At 35.8% G+C, this 14,786-nt stretch carries 17 protein-coding genes; 4 read left to right on the top strand and 13 right to left on the bottom strand.

Annotation, left to right across the window (positions count from 1 at the left end):
* Nucleotides 1–30: 30 nt before the first annotated feature.
* Nucleotides 31–1,422 (bottom strand): L-cystine transporter, encoded by a 1,392-nt coding sequence (locus FS486_RS18300; RefSeq protein WP_144513626.1) that lies wholly within the window; start codon nucleotides 1,420–1,422, stop codon nucleotides 31–33.
* A 240-nt stretch (nucleotides 1,423–1,662) separates the two neighbouring features.
* Between FS486_RS18300 and cls the strand changes: the two genes are divergently transcribed.
* The gene (cls, locus tag FS486_RS18295) at nucleotides 1,663–3,117 is read left to right on the top strand and encodes a cardiolipin synthase (RefSeq protein ID WP_144513624.1); all 1,455 of its coding nucleotides are present in this window, start codon (nucleotides 1,663–1,665) and stop codon (nucleotides 3,115–3,117) included.
* 28 nt (nucleotides 3,118–3,145) lie between these two features.
* On the opposite strand, the gene FS486_RS18290 is transcribed toward cls, so the two are convergent.
* The 4 genes from FS486_RS18290 to FS486_RS18275 form a co-directional block, all read right to left on the bottom strand.
* Complete coding sequence (locus FS486_RS18290; RefSeq protein ID WP_144513622.1) at nucleotides 3,146–3,970, bottom strand: M15 family metallopeptidase; 825 nt, start codon at nucleotides 3,968–3,970, stop codon at nucleotides 3,146–3,148.
* Nucleotides 3,971–4,213: 243 nt separating this feature from the next.
* A complete protein-coding gene (locus FS486_RS18285) occupies nucleotides 4,214–4,459 on the bottom strand; it encodes a hypothetical protein (RefSeq protein ID WP_144513620.1) in 246 nt (81 codons plus the stop codon).
* Between the two features lie 50 nt (nucleotides 4,460–4,509).
* Nucleotides 4,510–5,277: a membrane protein insertase YidC gene (yidC, locus tag FS486_RS18280; RefSeq protein ID WP_144513618.1), complete on the bottom strand. Its 768-nt coding sequence runs from the start codon at nucleotides 5,275–5,277 to the stop codon at nucleotides 4,510–4,512.
* A gap of 131 nt (nucleotides 5,278–5,408) precedes the next feature.
* Nucleotides 5,409–6,200 (bottom strand): helix-turn-helix domain-containing protein, encoded by a 792-nt coding sequence (locus FS486_RS18275; RefSeq protein WP_144513616.1) that lies wholly within the window; start codon nucleotides 6,198–6,200, stop codon nucleotides 5,409–5,411.
* Between the two features lie 418 nt (nucleotides 6,201–6,618).
* Here FS486_RS18275 and FS486_RS18270 point away from each other — a divergent pair, with 418 nt between their 5' ends.
* Complete coding sequence (locus FS486_RS18270) at nucleotides 6,619–7,755, top strand: MFS transporter (RefSeq protein WP_144513614.1); 1,137 nt, start codon at nucleotides 6,619–6,621, stop codon at nucleotides 7,753–7,755.
* A 30-nt stretch (nucleotides 7,756–7,785) separates the two neighbouring features.
* On the opposite strand, the gene FS486_RS18265 is transcribed toward FS486_RS18270, so the two are convergent.
* Together FS486_RS18265 and FS486_RS18260 are read right to left on the bottom strand one after the other, a co-directional pair.
* Nucleotides 7,786–8,082 (bottom strand): hypothetical protein, encoded by a 297-nt coding sequence (locus FS486_RS18265; protein WP_144513612.1) that lies wholly within the window; start codon nucleotides 8,080–8,082, stop codon nucleotides 7,786–7,788.
* Nucleotides 8,083–8,157: 75 nt separating this feature from the next.
* The gene (locus FS486_RS18260; protein ID WP_144513610.1) at nucleotides 8,158–8,604 is read right to left on the bottom strand and encodes a GNAT family N-acetyltransferase; all 447 of its coding nucleotides are present in this window, start codon (nucleotides 8,602–8,604) and stop codon (nucleotides 8,158–8,160) included.
* A 110-nt stretch (nucleotides 8,605–8,714) separates the two neighbouring features.
* Between FS486_RS18260 and FS486_RS18255 the strand changes: the two genes are divergently transcribed.
* Nucleotides 8,715–9,206 (top strand): GNAT family N-acetyltransferase, encoded by a 492-nt coding sequence (locus tag FS486_RS18255; protein ID WP_144513608.1) that lies wholly within the window; start codon nucleotides 8,715–8,717, stop codon nucleotides 9,204–9,206.
* Nucleotides 9,207–9,253: 47 nt separating this feature from the next.
* Here FS486_RS18255 and FS486_RS18250 read toward each other — a convergent pair whose 3' ends face one another.
* The 6 genes from FS486_RS18250 to mntR all read right to left on the bottom strand — a co-directional run bounded on the left by FS486_RS18250 (nucleotide 9,254) and on the right by mntR (nucleotide 13,763).
* The gene (locus tag FS486_RS18250; RefSeq protein ID WP_144513606.1) at nucleotides 9,254–9,724 is read right to left on the bottom strand and encodes a DUF4064 domain-containing protein; all 471 of its coding nucleotides are present in this window, start codon (nucleotides 9,722–9,724) and stop codon (nucleotides 9,254–9,256) included.
* Nucleotides 9,725–10,053: 329 nt separating this feature from the next.
* Nucleotides 10,054–10,335: a GNAT family N-acetyltransferase gene (locus tag FS486_RS18245; protein WP_144513605.1), complete on the bottom strand. Its 282-nt coding sequence runs from the start codon at nucleotides 10,333–10,335 to the stop codon at nucleotides 10,054–10,056.
* A 32-nt stretch (nucleotides 10,336–10,367) separates the two neighbouring features.
* Nucleotides 10,368–11,336 carry a ring-cleaving dioxygenase gene (locus FS486_RS18240; protein ID WP_144513693.1) on the bottom strand — a complete coding sequence of 323 codons (969 nt, stop codon included), beginning with the start codon at nucleotides 11,334–11,336 and terminating at the stop codon, nucleotides 10,368–10,370.
* Nucleotides 11,337–11,457: 121 nt separating this feature from the next.
* Nucleotides 11,458–12,375 (bottom strand): DUF1002 domain-containing protein, encoded by a 918-nt coding sequence (locus FS486_RS18235; protein WP_144513603.1) that lies wholly within the window; start codon nucleotides 12,373–12,375, stop codon nucleotides 11,458–11,460.
* Nucleotides 12,376–12,466: 91 nt separating this feature from the next.
* Nucleotides 12,467–13,327, bottom strand: coding sequence for a CvfB family protein (locus FS486_RS18230; protein ID WP_144513601.1), 861 nt, complete (start codon nucleotides 13,325–13,327; stop codon nucleotides 12,467–12,469).
* 16 nt (nucleotides 13,328–13,343) lie between these two features.
* Entirely contained in the window at nucleotides 13,344–13,763 is a 420-nt protein-coding gene (gene mntR / locus FS486_RS18225) for a transcriptional regulator MntR (RefSeq protein ID WP_144513599.1), read from the bottom strand.
* A gap of 775 nt (nucleotides 13,764–14,538) precedes the next feature.
* Here mntR and FS486_RS18220 point away from each other — a divergent pair.
* Nucleotides 14,539–14,694, top strand: coding sequence for a lmo0937 family membrane protein (locus FS486_RS18220; RefSeq protein ID WP_144513597.1), 156 nt, complete (start codon nucleotides 14,539–14,541; stop codon nucleotides 14,692–14,694).
* The last annotated feature ends 92 nt before the right edge of the window (nucleotides 14,695–14,786 follow it).

Below are 14,786 nucleotides of genomic sequence, written 5' to 3'. Positions count from 1 at the left end.
CCCGAAAGGACGGCTCTTCATTCATTATTTTTAAGCTTCGACTGTTTGTGTTTCTAGTGGAGCATCGTATACATTTTTGTCTAGTTCACCTGTTATTTTCGCAGTTGCTACTCCTGCTGTCATAGAGCCACTTACATTTACAGCTGTACGTCCCATATCGATTAACGGTTCAACTGAAACTAGTAAACCAGCTAAAGCAACTGGTAGATTTAGCGCTGAAAGTACTAAAATTGCAGCAAATGTTGCTCCTCCACCTACTCCAGCTACTCCAAACGAGCTAATTGCTACTACCGCTATGACTGTCAAGATAAACATTGGATCAAGCGGATTAATCCCTTGTGAAGGTGCAATCATAAATGCCAACATTGCTGGATATATCCCTGCACATCCATTTTGCCCAATGGATAAACCAAATGAACCGGAGAAGTTGGCAATTCCTTCTGACACACCTAATTTATTTGTTTGCGTATTAATATTAATAGGTAATGTACCTGCACTTGAACGAGAAGTGAAAGCAAAAAGTAAAGGCTCTGCAGCTTTTTTCAAGTATGTTATTGGATTTAATCCAGATAATGAAATAATGATTAAATGCATTCCAAAAACAACTGCCAATGCTACATAGGAAGCTGCCACGAACTTCCCAAGATTAAATATTGCCCCAAAATCTGATGTTGCTACTGTTCTAGCCATAATTGCTAGAATTCCATAAGGTGTCAAACGTAATACTATTTTCACTACGCTCATGACAAGTGCATAAACTGCATCAATACCTTTTTTAATAATAGCTGCATTGTCTTTATCTCTACGGGAAACACCTAAATAGGCGAATCCTAAAAATGCCGCAAAAACAACAACAGCAATAGTAGAAGTTGAACGTGCCCCTGTTAAATCTAAAAATGGGTTTGCAGGAAGTAAATCTAATATTTGTTGAGGAAGCGCTTTGTCGGCAACATCAGCGGAATGTCCTTCATAGTATTCTGCACGGGCTGATTCAGCATCTCCTTGTACAATTTGATCTGCATTTAAATCAAAGATTGCAGCCGAACCTATTCCAACTGCTGCTGCAACTGCCGTTGTACCAATTAAAAAACTTAAAATAATAGCTGCCATTTTTCCAAAGTTTTTACCAATCGTTATTTTCGTAAACGCTCCTAAAATCGATATAAACACTAATGGCATTACGATCATCTGAAGAAGTTTCACATAACCAGTTCCAATTAGGTTATACCATTGTACTGAATCGGCCAACACTTCTGAAGTTGCCCCATAAATAAGGTTCAGAGCTAAACCTAACACAATACCAAAACCTAGTGCGGTAAATACTCGTTTCGAAAAGGAAACATGTTTCTTTTGCATAATGACTAAAATTCCCACAAACAACAATAAAGCCGCTACGTTGAGAATTATAAATAATATATTCATATAAATTCCTCCATTTTTAATGCTTAACATATAATATTACTTTTATTCCTATAGGTCAAGTAGGTTTTAAAGGTTTTAAAAAATATATTTGTTTATCGTCTGCTAGAGAGAGGTATGAATGTTAGGTATGTGCTCACTCTATGCAAATAGCTTTTAGAATGTTCCTGTTTTCTTCTTTCTTTTCCATAAATCAGCTATACTGAAGATAAACTTCACATAAATAGGATTGGAGGTGTTAACATGGCAGCGAGTTTTTATAGTCTATTGGTTTCTGGTATTCTTATTTTGAATATTTTCCTTGCTATCGCTTTAATATTTTTGGAAAGACGCGACGCTTCTTCTACATGGGCTTGGATCATGGTCCTTTTCTTCATACCTATTGTAGGTTTCGGTATTTATTTATTATTTGGAAGAAAATTGCGGAAAAAGCATTTGTTTCGATGGGAAGGGAAAAACAAAATCGGGATCGATAAGCTGATAGAATTTCAAATGGAGGCCATTGAAGATGATTCATTCGACTTCCGTTTAGATGACGCCAGTCTCTATAAAGAACTTATTATTATGCATTTACACAATAACCATGCTGTTTTAACGCAGGATAATGATGTAGAGATTTTCACGGATGGCCGCAAAAAATTTGATGCCCTTCTACATGATCTAGAAAATGCAAAGGACCATATCCATATTCAATATTATATTTTCCGTTTAGATAATTTAGGACAACAAATTTATAAAGTTCTTTTGGCTAAAGCAAAACAAGGAGTCAAGGTTCGAATCCTTTATGATGATACTGGTTCCCGTTCATTAAGAAAACGGCATTTTAAGGAATTGATTGCTCTAGGTGGCAGAGTAGAAGCGTTTTTCCCAGCTATTTTGCCGCTCATCAATCCGCGTATGAATTATCGAAATCACCGGAAAATTGTAGTGATTGATGGTCGTATCGGATATATTGGAGGTTTTAACGTAGGAGATGAATACCTAGGGTTAAACAAAAAGTTTGGCTATTGGCGAGATACACATTTACGTATCGAAGGAAGTGCTGTCCATCCGCTTCAGACCCGATTTATACTGGACTGGAACCAAGCATCTGCTGAGCACGACATTGAATACTCCGATATTTTTTTCCCTGCTATTCCCTTAAAAGGCTCAGTTGGTTTACAAATTGTTTCAAGCGGTCCCGACTCTGAATGGGAACAAATAAAAAACGGGTACCTAAAATTAATCATGATGGCCAAAAAGTATATTTATATCCAAACACCGTATTTCATCCCAGACGCTAGCTTTATGGACACATTGCGTATTGCTTGCTTATCAGGTATTGATGTACGTATTATGATCCCCAACAAACCAGACCACATATTTGTTTATTGGGCCACATACTCCTATGTAGGTGAACTCATAAAAGCTGGAGCCAAAATATACATTTATGAAAATGGGTTTTTACACACTAAAATGGTCGTGATTGACGACGAAGCCTCTACTGTTGGTACTGCAAACATTGATGTAAGAAGTTTTAAGTTAAACTTTGAAGTAAATGCATTCATCTATGATCGAGAAACCTCTCATCAATTAGCAGAGACATTTGAAGAAGACATGAAAGTATCGACGGAAATGACGTGGGAAATTTACGAGGAACGGGCAAAAATGATTAAATTCAAGGAGTCATTGGCTCGCCTACTTTCTCCAATTTTATAAAAAAGAGGCTTCCACGGAAGCCTCTTTTTTATAAATCGAAGTATTCTTCTAAAGTAACTCCGGCATCATAAATCTTGCCAGCAAGTTCTTCCCCTACATATCGGAAATGCCACGGCTCATACATATAGCCAGTAATTTTTTCTTTACCATTTGGATAACGCATAATGAAACCATATTTATAAGCATTGGCTGCTATCCATTTACCTGCCTCAGTTTCACCAAAGCTTTCTCTCGCAAAATGCTGTTCAAAATGCTGTTCCCCTATATCAAAAGCTAAACCTGTTTGATGTTCCGAATATCCTGGTCTAGCACTATAACGATCTGCCGCATCTTGACCATCATTATTTACATATCTGTCATATAGCGAAGTTTGATATTCAAACGAGCGATATGTACTAAAAGCCACTAAATTATAGCCTGAAAGCGTAGCTTCCGCTGCCATCTTTTCAAATGCTGCTCTAGCTTCTTTACTTTCTCCTGGAGCATATGTAGATGGCAAAGGATACTTTTTGCTTGCGATTAAAACGCCTTCTACATAAGTAGGTTCAGCCGGCAATGTCTCATGACCCTCGTAACCTTTTGCACCCGATAAATCTACTTCAGGTTCTTCTGCAACGGGGGTTTCAACAACTGGCTCTTCCTTCACAGGAACCTCCTCCGTTTTCTCTACCGCTACAGTATTCTCCTTTTTATCAGAAAGTCCTAAAGCGTTAATACTCTTTTCTATGTTCCAACCATTTATTCCAATCCATCCCACGACTATAACTATCAGTAGACCAACAATAACTCCTGAAACGATGTATGGCCACTTTTTTTTCTTTTTATCTTGCAACAAACTATATCTCGATTGCATATCCCGGTCTTCCTTCTTTCCAATTGCGTTACTACTAGTTTACCATTATTTCATCCATATTTCTTCAAATTATAGCCATCTTACTAAAAATAATTCAAAAGAAAATTTTGACCTAGGGCATAAGAATAATAGTTTGGAGCTAATGATAATGATTGCCAGATTTTGCGATTCAAAGGGCAACTTTCCCAAATAAAGATGCGGCTACTAAAAACGCACCACCCTTTATCAGGCAGTGCGTCGTTACTAAAATAATATTAAGCCTAACACAACGAAAAACAAAACAGCAAAAACAATCGCCATGCCTTTCATCCATTTCGCCTCACGGACAAAGCCTTTTTCTTTAAAACTTATGGCACGATAACCATTACTTAAAGCAAATATCACCGTCATAAAAAGTACAGCTAAATTTAAATTGCCAAGGATAATAAATACCAAAGAAGTAATGGCTACCGCTGTAATTAATAGACCAAAAACCCAATTTCTCTTCATTTCTTACACCTCTCAAGAAAAAAACGAAGCTATAAAAGCTTCGTTTCATGTTAAACAGATTCTTCTGCTTTTTCTGGATGATTCGAGTAAAATTTTCTTCCTAAGTATGTTTGGAATATTAACAAAGCTCCACCAACTGTCCAGTAAAGTGGCAAAGCGGCCATAGAACTGAACGAAATAAACATAATCATAATAGGAGAAATATAAACCATCATTTTCATTTGTTGCTTTTGCTGTTCAGGAACTGTCCATAATGATACTTTTGCTTGAAGGAAATAAACCGCTCCAGCAACAAGTGTCATCGCGATATCTGGGGAACCTAAATTAAACCATAAAAATGGGTGTGCTTTAATCTCAGCCGAATGAGAAATCGCAAAATATAACCCCATAATAATCGGCATTTGAATAAGCATTGGTAAACAACCCATATTCAATGGATTTACACCATGTTTACGATATAGACCCATCATTTCTTGCTGCAAAGCCATTTGTTCTTCTTTAGATTTTGTTTCCTTTAATTTCTTTTGGATCTCGTCCATTTCTGGTTTTAACTTGTCCATTTTAACTTTCATGCCTTGTTGGTGCTTGTAGTTTCTAAGCATTAACGGCATTAACGCCAAACGGATCAGAACTGTTATAGCAATAATTGCCAGTCCGTAGCTACCATTGAACATTTCCCCAAAGAAATGGATTAAAAATTCGAAAGGTCGAACAAATATGTTATAAAATGTACCCTCTTTGTTTTCTACTCCTGAACAACCGCTAAGTAAAACCGTTGCGAATACAAGAATAGAAAGTAAACTAATTTTCTTTTTCAATCCATTCACCTACAATTATCAAACTATACCGAGTATACATCACTATGAAGCTATTTATCAAATTTAACGTGAGGCAAGAACAGTGAAATCTTCATCTTACTTAGCAGGAATTGAAAAGACTACGTATAATTTTAAACGGATTTAGGCTCATTAGGGAACATGTATTTAAAGTTTGGATGCTCTTGGAAATTTCTAAATTGTTTTGGAGTAACACCAGTGTATTTTTTAAAAATACGGGTGAAATAACTTTGGTTACAAAAGTGAAAGGAATTGGAAATCTCCAAAATGGCTTTATTCGTGTGCCTTAAAAAATACTGACACTCTTCTACTTTACGAATATTTAAATATTCTACCAGAGTTACACCAGTATGTTCCCTAAAAATACGCGACAAATGACTTGTACTAATATTGAAGTGGGTCGCAATATCCTCCACCGTCAAACTTGTCTCGATTCCATCGTTTATAAATAGTATTACTTTATTGACTGTTTGATGACCAAAAGAAGGTTTTTTTCTTTCCGTGATAACCATAACAAAAAACTCTACTAACTCATCAGCACATTGTAAAAATTGGGCGTCATTCATTTTTGTTTCTATAATATCCACACTGGCAATATTAAATGCCATCACCTTATCTGTTGGAACTTGGCTTTCATAAAGCTTTCTTGCCATGATAGCGGCTAATTGAATGTAATAATTTTTTACATTTAGAATCATTTGTTTTCCAGTTCTAGCGATTATCAAATCTATCATTGTTCTTAATATTGCTTTTGCTTCTTCTATTTCGAATGAAAACATATTGTGAAATAACTTTTTTTCTAATTCAAAAAACTGTTCTAAACCTTCGACTCTATTAGTAATACCCATCTCTTTGTTATAGGATTTGGAGAAGTACTCCAAAAACATTTTCTCTTTGCTGTACATATAAACCTCATCTTTCTTTCCATAGTTCTTTTGGGTTGGTAGTTAGTTTAGGCATGCAGAATCATTTTATATCATTATACTGGAAATTAAAACTATTTTTATTTAGTATAATTATTTTTTTTACGGATAATTAGTTTTTTATAAAATCTATCCGAAAGATAATAAAAAGTTTAATTAGCACTTGTATTACACTATAGTTTATTTCGGCATTTTCCACTATTTTTCAATTGCTTTAGTCGAATTTCTTAAGATATATAGGATAAGTTTTCTATTTTACCAAGTATCTGCCCATAAATAATTAGGCTATTTGCGAATCTATCTTTATACTATGCTTTTTCCATATTTTTATAGTTATAGTGAAAAATTTTTCTAAATGTTAAACTAAAGAATAGTTCAACAACAGAAATGAGGGGCTAAATTGCGGTTATTCGTTTATATTATTATCTTTTTCTCGTTTTTTGACTTGTTTGCACAGTTGCCGATTATGAGTCCCTTTGCACAAAATCTTGGTGCAACTCCCTTTATAACTGGTTTGGTTGTTGGTATGTATTCATTTTCTAACACAATCGGTAACGTCATATCTGGGTTGTTGACCGATAAAAAAGGACCTTTTTATATATTAATATTTGGATTATTTGCAACAAGCGTTTCTTTATTTTTGTATCAGCTTGTAACAGAGCCGATGGGACTATTGCTAATACGTTTTGTGCACGGATTAGTTGCAGGATTTATCGTTCCCGCAGCTTTTACCTATTCCGCTAATCACACTGCAAGCGAAAAGCGTGGGAAAGGAGTAGCCTTGTCCGGAGCATTCGTAGGTCTCGCTGCAATAGTGGGTCCAGCAATGAGTGGGATTATAGCTAGTAAAAAAAGTGAAGTGTTCGTACTTGGTATTACAGGGTCCATCATGCTTCTCTTAAGTATTCTATCCATTATTCTTTTAAGATCGGTAGCTCTTCATAAAAAAACAATAATTACTAAACCTGTTCAAACAGCATCGATTAAAGATCTTATTAAAAAAGAGGGCCTATTGATAGCTTTTGCAGGTGCTTTTTTCTTAATGTTTTCACAGGGTGTATTGGCGTACATGCTTCCTATAAAAATTATCCACCTTGGATTTGATGCAAAGACTAGCGGATTATTACTTAGTACCTTTGGATTTATAGCAATCCTAGTTTTTATAATGCCGACCAATCGAATTTTTGATCGAGTTAAGCCAATAAAAACGCTCGCTTTTGGAATGGCCCTTATGGGAATTAGTATGCTATTACTTGGACAAACAGAAGCGCTTGCTTTAATGTACATCTGGATGGGATTTTATGGAGTAGGATTTGCTTTTTTATTTCCTTCGATCAATTCACTACTAATTGATTCGACTGATACTTTTTACCGCGGCAAAGCGTATGGTTACTTCTATGCCTTTTTCTCCATTGGGGTTGTCGCTGGTTCAAGTGTAACCGGTTTTTTTGAATTAACGGCAAATGATGGTTTCCTTTTAGCAGGTATTATTTTACTCGTAACATCTTTGTTATCTATTTGGGTGGATAAAAAATAAACGAAGGTGCCTTCAAACAGGCACTTTCGTTTATTTTGTTTCATCTGAAGTTTTTTTTGTTTTGTCCTGCACTTCTTCGTTATAGTATTGGACGCTTGTCATTGCTCCTTCATCCACCATTTTGTTGTCTGGAATGTCTCTAGGGTCTGGGTTACCAGCTGTCGTTAAATCGGAATTATTATGCTTTTGAGCTTCCATATATGAATTTACTTTTGCTTTTGTATTATTAAAAGCTACCATTGCTTTGTCTCTATTCTCTTTTTTTCTGAAATAAGCATAAGCCCCTGCTGCAAGACCTGCTAATAATAATGATTTATTTTTTGCCATTTTAATTACCTCCGCGTTTATCTTAAAATTTTATCTATTATCATATATACCCTTATTTTCTATTTAAAACACCTTTTATTTTTCATATAGGATCATATACACATGGGGTATTCCATCTTCGTCAAATTCTTCGGACACTGTCTCAAATCCAAGTGATCTATAAAACTCTTGCAGATGGCTTTGGGCACAAATTTTAATGGACGTCACATTCCATTCTTTTTTTGCACTTTCTATTGCTCGCACCATCAACTGTCGTGCAAAACCCTTTCCACGGGCTCTCTCATTTACAATGACCCTTCCAATTGAACATATATCATATTTTTCTCCCGGTGGCAGTATACGACAATAAGCCAGCACTTCCCCTTCTTCTAAATACAAACAGTGAAACGAGTTTTGATCGTATCCATCTAATTCAGGGTATGCACAATTTTGTTCTACTACAAAGACATCTACTCGTAACTTTAATATTTTATACAATAGATTTGTATCTAACTCTTTGTATTGCATTAATTTCCAGCTCATATTTTTCCTCCTGCATTATTAAATATTGTTTTCTATTTTATCCTACTTATTTGTAGAAGATTGTTCGTATTTTTGGTATGATAACAAAAAGAATTTAGAGGTGATTTCAAATGATTAGGGCGACGACGTTAGATGATATTTCAACTGTACAACAAATCGCAAAGATCAGTTGGAACGACACATACAAAAACATTATCCCAGATAATATACAAGAACTCTTTTTAGAGAAAGCCTATTCGAATACGATGCTTGCAAAACGAATGGAAAAAACAATCTTTTTACTCGCCGAATATAATGGGCAGCCAGTTGGATTTGCCAGCTTTACATATGTAGATGAAGACGGCGACGCGGAATTGACCGCCATTTATATATTACCCGAATATCAACAGCTTGGTTATGGCAGAAAGCTACTTCAAGCAGGCTTAGAAGAAATGCATACTGGTCGCCAATTATTTGTATATGTAGAAAGCGAAAATAGTGGTGCACGTGGTTTTTATGAACAATTTGGTTTTGAGTGCCTCGAAGAATTTGACGAATATTTTGAAGGTCATCCATTATCTACAGCAAAATATATGTATTTATTGAAAACACCAGCCTATTAAGCTGGTGTTTTCATCTTATATCGTTTTATAATCTAGACATTTTTATACTATTCCATTTTAGTTGATGTATAGTATTCTTGTTCAGCTAATTGCATCGGCGGTTTACGAACAAAGCACATAATTGCTGCTATGTATAATAGAATTGATGTTAAAGAAATAATTCCAGCAAGAAGACCTGCTAGTATAAACATAACCCCTGCAAGCTTGGGTTTCTTGTTTTTATTTATAAACAAAATGCCCAAAATATTTAACACTAAACTGATAACAATGGAAATTATGAATCCCCATCCTAAAATAGTGAACAGATCCAAAAAGACATCTAGACCTTGTGTAATCGCTTCTGCATCTTGAGAAGATAAATTAGGATCACTCATAATTTCTTGTTCAAATAGGTCATTAAATCCTTCTTCTTGGAATACAGTGCTCCCTTGAACTACTGATACAGAAAGTAGAATGATGGCAATTACACTAAAAACTGCACTTATTACACCTAAAACTAATTCACCTATACGCGACATTTTTAAACCTCCATAAAAATCATATTATCTATAGTATTTACGAATAGAATTAATAAAAGTTTCGTCTATTTTAGAATTTCAAACAGTATAGTAAGTTAAACCTGTTTAGAAGCTCTATGAAATGGGTATAAATATACTATTACCCACTTTAGAAAGGATGATTTGGATGGAGAAAAATTTAATATTTAGCCAATCTGATTTCTTTTATACGTTGGCAGGTGCATCCGTATTAACAGGTATTTTGGTTTTCTTTACGCAAATTTAATGGACATAACATAAAAAGGCAATCCACTTAAAATAGAAGCGGATTGCCTTTTTATTGGATAAGTTTAAGCTTTTACATCATTATATTCTTCAGATTTATTAAAAGCTGCTACGACGTATGAACAAACAGCCTCCATTTTCAAATCCTTTTCACGCGCATAAGAAGCAGCAGCATCAAGTAGTTTTTTCGCTACCCCTTGGCCTCTCAATCTATCTGAAACGTATGTGTGATCCATTACCATAATATCTCCAAGTAATGTCCACGTTATTTCACCAAGCTTTTCACCGTCCTGAACATACTCATATGCAAAAACATCACTGCCTAGTTCTTTGTATTGAAAATCCATTATTACCACTCCTTTTCTGAATCTTAACACATTTATTTATTAATTGACAACGGACGCAACTTGGCTTCAATTTGAGCTCTTTGCCCCTCTAAAAATGGGGGAAGTGCAAGTTTTTCTCCGAGTGTTTGCATTGGCTCGTCAGAATCGAAACCTGGTTCATCAGTTGCTAATTCATATAAAATTCCGTTTGGTTCTCGAAAGTAAATTGATTTGAAATAATAACGATCTACTAATCCAGAAGTTGCAAAGCCTTGGGAACGTAATAACTCTTCCCATCGAGGATAATCCTCCATAGCTGGAACACGAAATGCCACATGATGGACACTTCCTCTACCTGGTCTTTCGATTGGCAGGTCTGTTCGAGTCTCTATATGCACTTCTCCTGCTGGTCCACCTTTTCCTATTGTATACACAAGAATATCAGGCATCCCTTCTATTTCCGATGGATAAGAGCCTGCCAATGTAAAGCCGAGTACATCTTGAAGTACTTTTTCAGTTGGTTCTGATTTTCTAACTGTCAATTTAACTGGACCTAAGCCGACAATAGCATTTTCAGCTGAAATTTCCTCTTTTACCCATGCCTCCCCGTATGGTATCCCTTTTCCATCATCAACTACTAGCATCATTCTTGAACCCTCAAAGTCTTCAAAATAAAGAGACTTTCTACCATATCTTTCTACGACTTGATCATGAGGTATTTCATATTGTTCAAATCTAGCTTTCCAAAATTGCAGTGCTTTATCACTTTTAACACGTAAGCCCGTATTACTAATACTTGAAACTCCAGGATAAGTTCTACCTGCCATAGGAATGTCAAAGTAAGTCATGTCCGTTCCAGGTGTTCCAACTGCGTCTGCATAAAATAAATGGTATGAAGATGTATTGTCTTGGTTCACACTTTTCTTTACTAATCTCATACCTAATATTCGTGTAAAAAAATCGTGGTTTTTGTCTGCATCTGCAGTGATGGCAGATACATGGTGAATTCCTGCTAATTTCATCATTGTTACCTCCTTTAATTATCTTGAATTCGAGATATATTAATCATATAATAACAAAAAAGCATCTAGCACGCAATTAAAAACACCCTATATCCTAAGCCAGATAATTAGGGTGCTCCGTTTAGCTAAAAATAGAACGAATAGAATCAATTAAATTTTTAAAGAAATCTTTTACACTTTGCCAAAATCCTTCGTTATCTACAATTTTACCAATCTTGTCTTCTATTGTTTTACTCAAATCATTTAACTGATCTGACCATTTGCTAAAATCGATGTCAAGCTGACGAATACGGTCCATAATATCGATTAGTAACTGGCGGTCTTTCTCAGAAAGCTCAATTTTCAATTTGGAAAGCTGTTCCGTTACAATTTTTTCTACTTCCTCACGCGATACCGGATTTTGTTCAGCAATTTGCTTTTTAATTTCCGTAAGTAACTCACTTACCTTCGCTTCATCAATCCCAGCATCTTTTGATAGAATTGTTGCTACGGACAACTCATCGCTTGCTACGTCTGTACGTTCAGGATCTAACTTTTCACCTGTTACTTCATACGCCTTATAAATACCAACTAATGCGGAGTGACCAGTTACCGGCTTAGGTGCAGCAATTTCAACGACTGCATCTTGGATTCCAGCAGTTAGCATTGCATTTGCATACATTTCTGTTGTTACTTCTGTAATATTGTTTGGTGTAACGATATTGATGACTAGTCCTTTACCAGCATCTTTTCTCGTAATTTTTGCAGATGAAAACATCCGTGCAGATGCATCTCCATCTTTTAAATACTTTGCTAAGTCTTGCCCTGTTACTTCAATTTCCTGTACATCGGAACTATCTGTTATTTTTAAGCTTTCTTTTACACTTTGCTTTTCCGCTTCACTTAGATTGCCACCATAAACGACAATTGGTGCACCAAATTTTTCATTAATCGCTTCTGTTTCTGTTGATCCATCTGAGTCTGCTAGTGTAATAGATGGAGCAATAAAAACTCCCATTAGAAAAACAACAGCTATTATTGTTTGTAAAAACCTTTTCATTTCATCAAACCCCTTTCCAGTCAGCTCTCCCATTAGTACGTAAAAAGGAGTAAAAAGTTCCGATTAATCGATTCTTTTCACTCCTATTTCCTTATTGCTTCAATTGAGTCCAGCCATCGTTTTGAACAATTTTTCCTTCTTTCATTAATTTACCTAATGCACGTTTAAACGCCGCTTTGCTCATTGTAAACATTTCTTGGATTTCATCAGGTGAGGACTTATCCGTAAATGGCATTTTGCCTCCTACATCATTTAAGTAGCGGAAAATCGATTCAGCATCGTCTCCCAAACGTTCATGTTTGCGAGGAAGCAGCGAACCGTTTAAAGAGCCATCTTCTTTCGTATCGATAATTCGAACTGTTAACTCTTGTCCTAATCTTGGCTCTTCTATTCGTTCCGATTGGTGCACGAAAATGCGATAATTTTCTGGCACGCTTAACAAGAAAGTTCCAATCGGGAGAAGTCTATATGGTCTTGCTTGTACGTTTTGGTTGAACAATGTAGTAGGTGCGTCAATATACAACTCTTCTACACGATCCTCCGTAGCTAAACGTCCAAATAACTCTCCATCTTTGTCCGTACGAAGAGTCATATATAGATGATCTCCATTTACCGGCCAAAGTTCTTTAATTTTCGGTAAGTCTTCTGCTTTTACTTGTACTTCCTTTGAAGTTCCAATATCCACAAAAGCCCCTTCTTTTTCTGACACTTTAATCACTCGTGCCCATCCATACGTCCCTTTTTGAATAGAAGGCAGACCAGTTGTGGCAGATAGATTACCTCTTCGGTCAACAAATAAAAATACTTCAATCATATCGCCTATTTGCAAGTCCTCAGGTGCTTCGGATGCGTTTAATGATATATCCATAGAATTATGGCTAAGAATCCATTTAGAACCCTCTTGGGATGTTACTTGCAATTTTACAATTTCTCCAGATGTTAGTTCTGTCAAATGTATCACTCTCCTTTTAATCTTTTGTCTCTTCTTTCAATGCAATAAGTCTCGATTGCAGTTCTGGATTTTCTTCTAAAAATAATACTAGGTCGGCAATACGATCGATAGAATTCCAGCTCAAATGATGTTCAATACCTTCAACATCCCCGTAAATATTGGCTTCTTCTACTCCGATCAAACGCAAAAAGTCCTCTAGCAAGTCATGTCTTTTCACTAGTTTTTTACCAAGTTTCATTCCTTTTGTTGTAAGGGTTAGTCCACGATATTTTTCGTATATTAAGAAACCATCTTTATCTAGTTTTTGTACCATTTTAGTTACGGAAGATGGTAATACTGATAATGCTTCTGCTATGTCAGACACACGGGCATATCCTTTTTGTTCGATTAATATATAAATTTGTTCAATATGGTCTTCCATGCTTGGTGTTGGCATACGTCTCTTCCTTTCATCACTGCTTTGTTTATTTTACTACATACCGTGCCCTATCACAATTATAGACATTTTTTCCTATAATCATTAAGAAAAGTGCAAGTGCCCTTTAAGATCAAAACCTGTATCTATCGTTTTCGAAGTCCTTTGGAAAGACTCATGCTATAAGATAACCGTTTTTTTAGAGCTGTTGACCATGACTGACGTCATGATCAACAGGGCTTTCTCGGTAATCGTATGGCATTTATCTATCCGTCACCCTTCTCAAACTTTAGGTACTGGTTACGTACTGCTTTAGGGAAGAAGAGAAGCAACACTTTCCTACCTTTTGAAGAAGCGACCGAAGATACAATTTCGGTCGCACCTCACATTCTCTATTAGGAAACACTTACTATTTGCTATTCCGCTACCAATACAACAGGTACCACCAAGCAATACATATATGAATGATTGTAGTGAAAGGCGACTCCTGCGGGATGAGTGAAACAGATGAAACATCACACCGTACCCGCAGGGGCGGTGATGGTTCATCGTTCACCCCGCGGAAAGCGTTCGCCTGGAACGGAAATCAACTGTATAAAAGAATCGTTTTTTCATCGCAGAAACACTAGATTTATGAAACGAAAAATTTTCAAAAAAATAATAAACCTTATCCATTACGCTAGATAAGGCTTACTCGCATTTAATTTTTTTCATAAAAAGGTACTAGATGTTTAATACTATATCTGAAAGGGTAACTTTTTAATAACAACATACATTAATCGAAAGGATGTTTCCAATGGGTAAAATATTATGGACAATTATCGTTATTCTAATTGTACTATGGTTATTAGGTTTAGTGTTAAAAATAGGTGGGGGTCTTATCCACACCCTATTAATTATTGCCGGTATTATCTTTGTTATTCAACTTGTTACTGGTAGACGATCGGTTTAGAAAAAAGGTGTTGCCTGTTGGCAACACCTCAGATTGTAGACAAAAGGGTTTCGAAATGGTCGTATTTCGAAACCCTTTCTATTTTTTATATG

The organism is Bacillus sp. FJAT-22090, from assembly GCF_007676755.1.
Lineage (GTDB): Bacteria > Bacillota > Bacilli > Bacillales_A > Planococcaceae > Psychrobacillus.
Note: the sequence above shows the minus strand (reverse complement) of the source record. Positions and strands in the feature narration are given on the sequence as shown.

What these genes read in the sequence shown, in the direction of transcription:
- FS486_RS18300 (WP_144513626.1), bottom strand. Translation starts at nt 1,422, where the DNA reads ATGAATATATTATTTATAATTCTCAACGTAGCGGCTTTATTGTTGTTT.
- cls (WP_144513624.1), top strand. Translation starts at nt 1,663, where the DNA reads ATGGCAGCGAGTTTTTATAGTCTATTGGTTTCTGGTATTCTTATTTTG.
- FS486_RS18290 (WP_144513622.1), bottom strand. Translation starts at nt 3,970, where the DNA reads ATGCAATCGAGATATAGTTTGTTGCAAGATAAAAAGAAAAAAAAGTGG.
- FS486_RS18285 (WP_144513620.1), bottom strand. Translation starts at nt 4,459, where the DNA reads ATGAAGAGAAATTGGGTTTTTGGTCTATTAATTACAGCGGTAGCCATT.
- FS486_RS18275 (WP_144513616.1), bottom strand. Translation starts at nt 6,200, where the DNA reads ATGTACAGCAAAGAGAAAATGTTTTTGGAGTACTTCTCCAAATCCTAT.
- FS486_RS18265 (WP_144513612.1), bottom strand. Translation starts at nt 8,082, where the DNA reads ATGGCAAAAAATAAATCATTATTATTAGCAGGTCTTGCAGCAGGGGCT.
- FS486_RS18260 (WP_144513610.1), bottom strand. Translation starts at nt 8,604, where the DNA reads ATGAGCTGGAAATTAATGCAATACAAAGAGTTAGATACAAATCTATTG.
- FS486_RS18255 (WP_144513608.1), top strand. Translation starts at nt 8,715, where the DNA reads ATGATTAGGGCGACGACGTTAGATGATATTTCAACTGTACAACAAATC.
- FS486_RS18250 (WP_144513606.1), bottom strand. Translation starts at nt 9,724, where the DNA reads ATGTCGCGTATAGGTGAATTAGTTTTAGGTGTAATAAGTGCAGTTTTT.
- FS486_RS18245 (WP_144513605.1), bottom strand. Translation starts at nt 10,335, where the DNA reads ATGGATTTTCAATACAAAGAACTAGGCAGTGATGTTTTTGCATATGAG.
- FS486_RS18240 (WP_144513693.1), bottom strand. Translation starts at nt 11,336, where the DNA reads ATGAAATTAGCAGGAATTCACCATGTATCTGCCATCACTGCAGATGCA.
- FS486_RS18235 (WP_144513603.1), bottom strand. Translation starts at nt 12,375, where the DNA reads ATGAAAAGGTTTTTACAAACAATAATAGCTGTTGTTTTTCTAATGGGA.
- mntR (WP_144513599.1), bottom strand. Translation starts at nt 13,763, where the DNA reads ATGCCAACACCAAGCATGGAAGACCATATTGAACAAATTTATATATTA.
- FS486_RS18220 (WP_144513597.1), top strand. Translation starts at nt 14,539, where the DNA reads ATGGGTAAAATATTATGGACAATTATCGTTATTCTAATTGTACTATGG.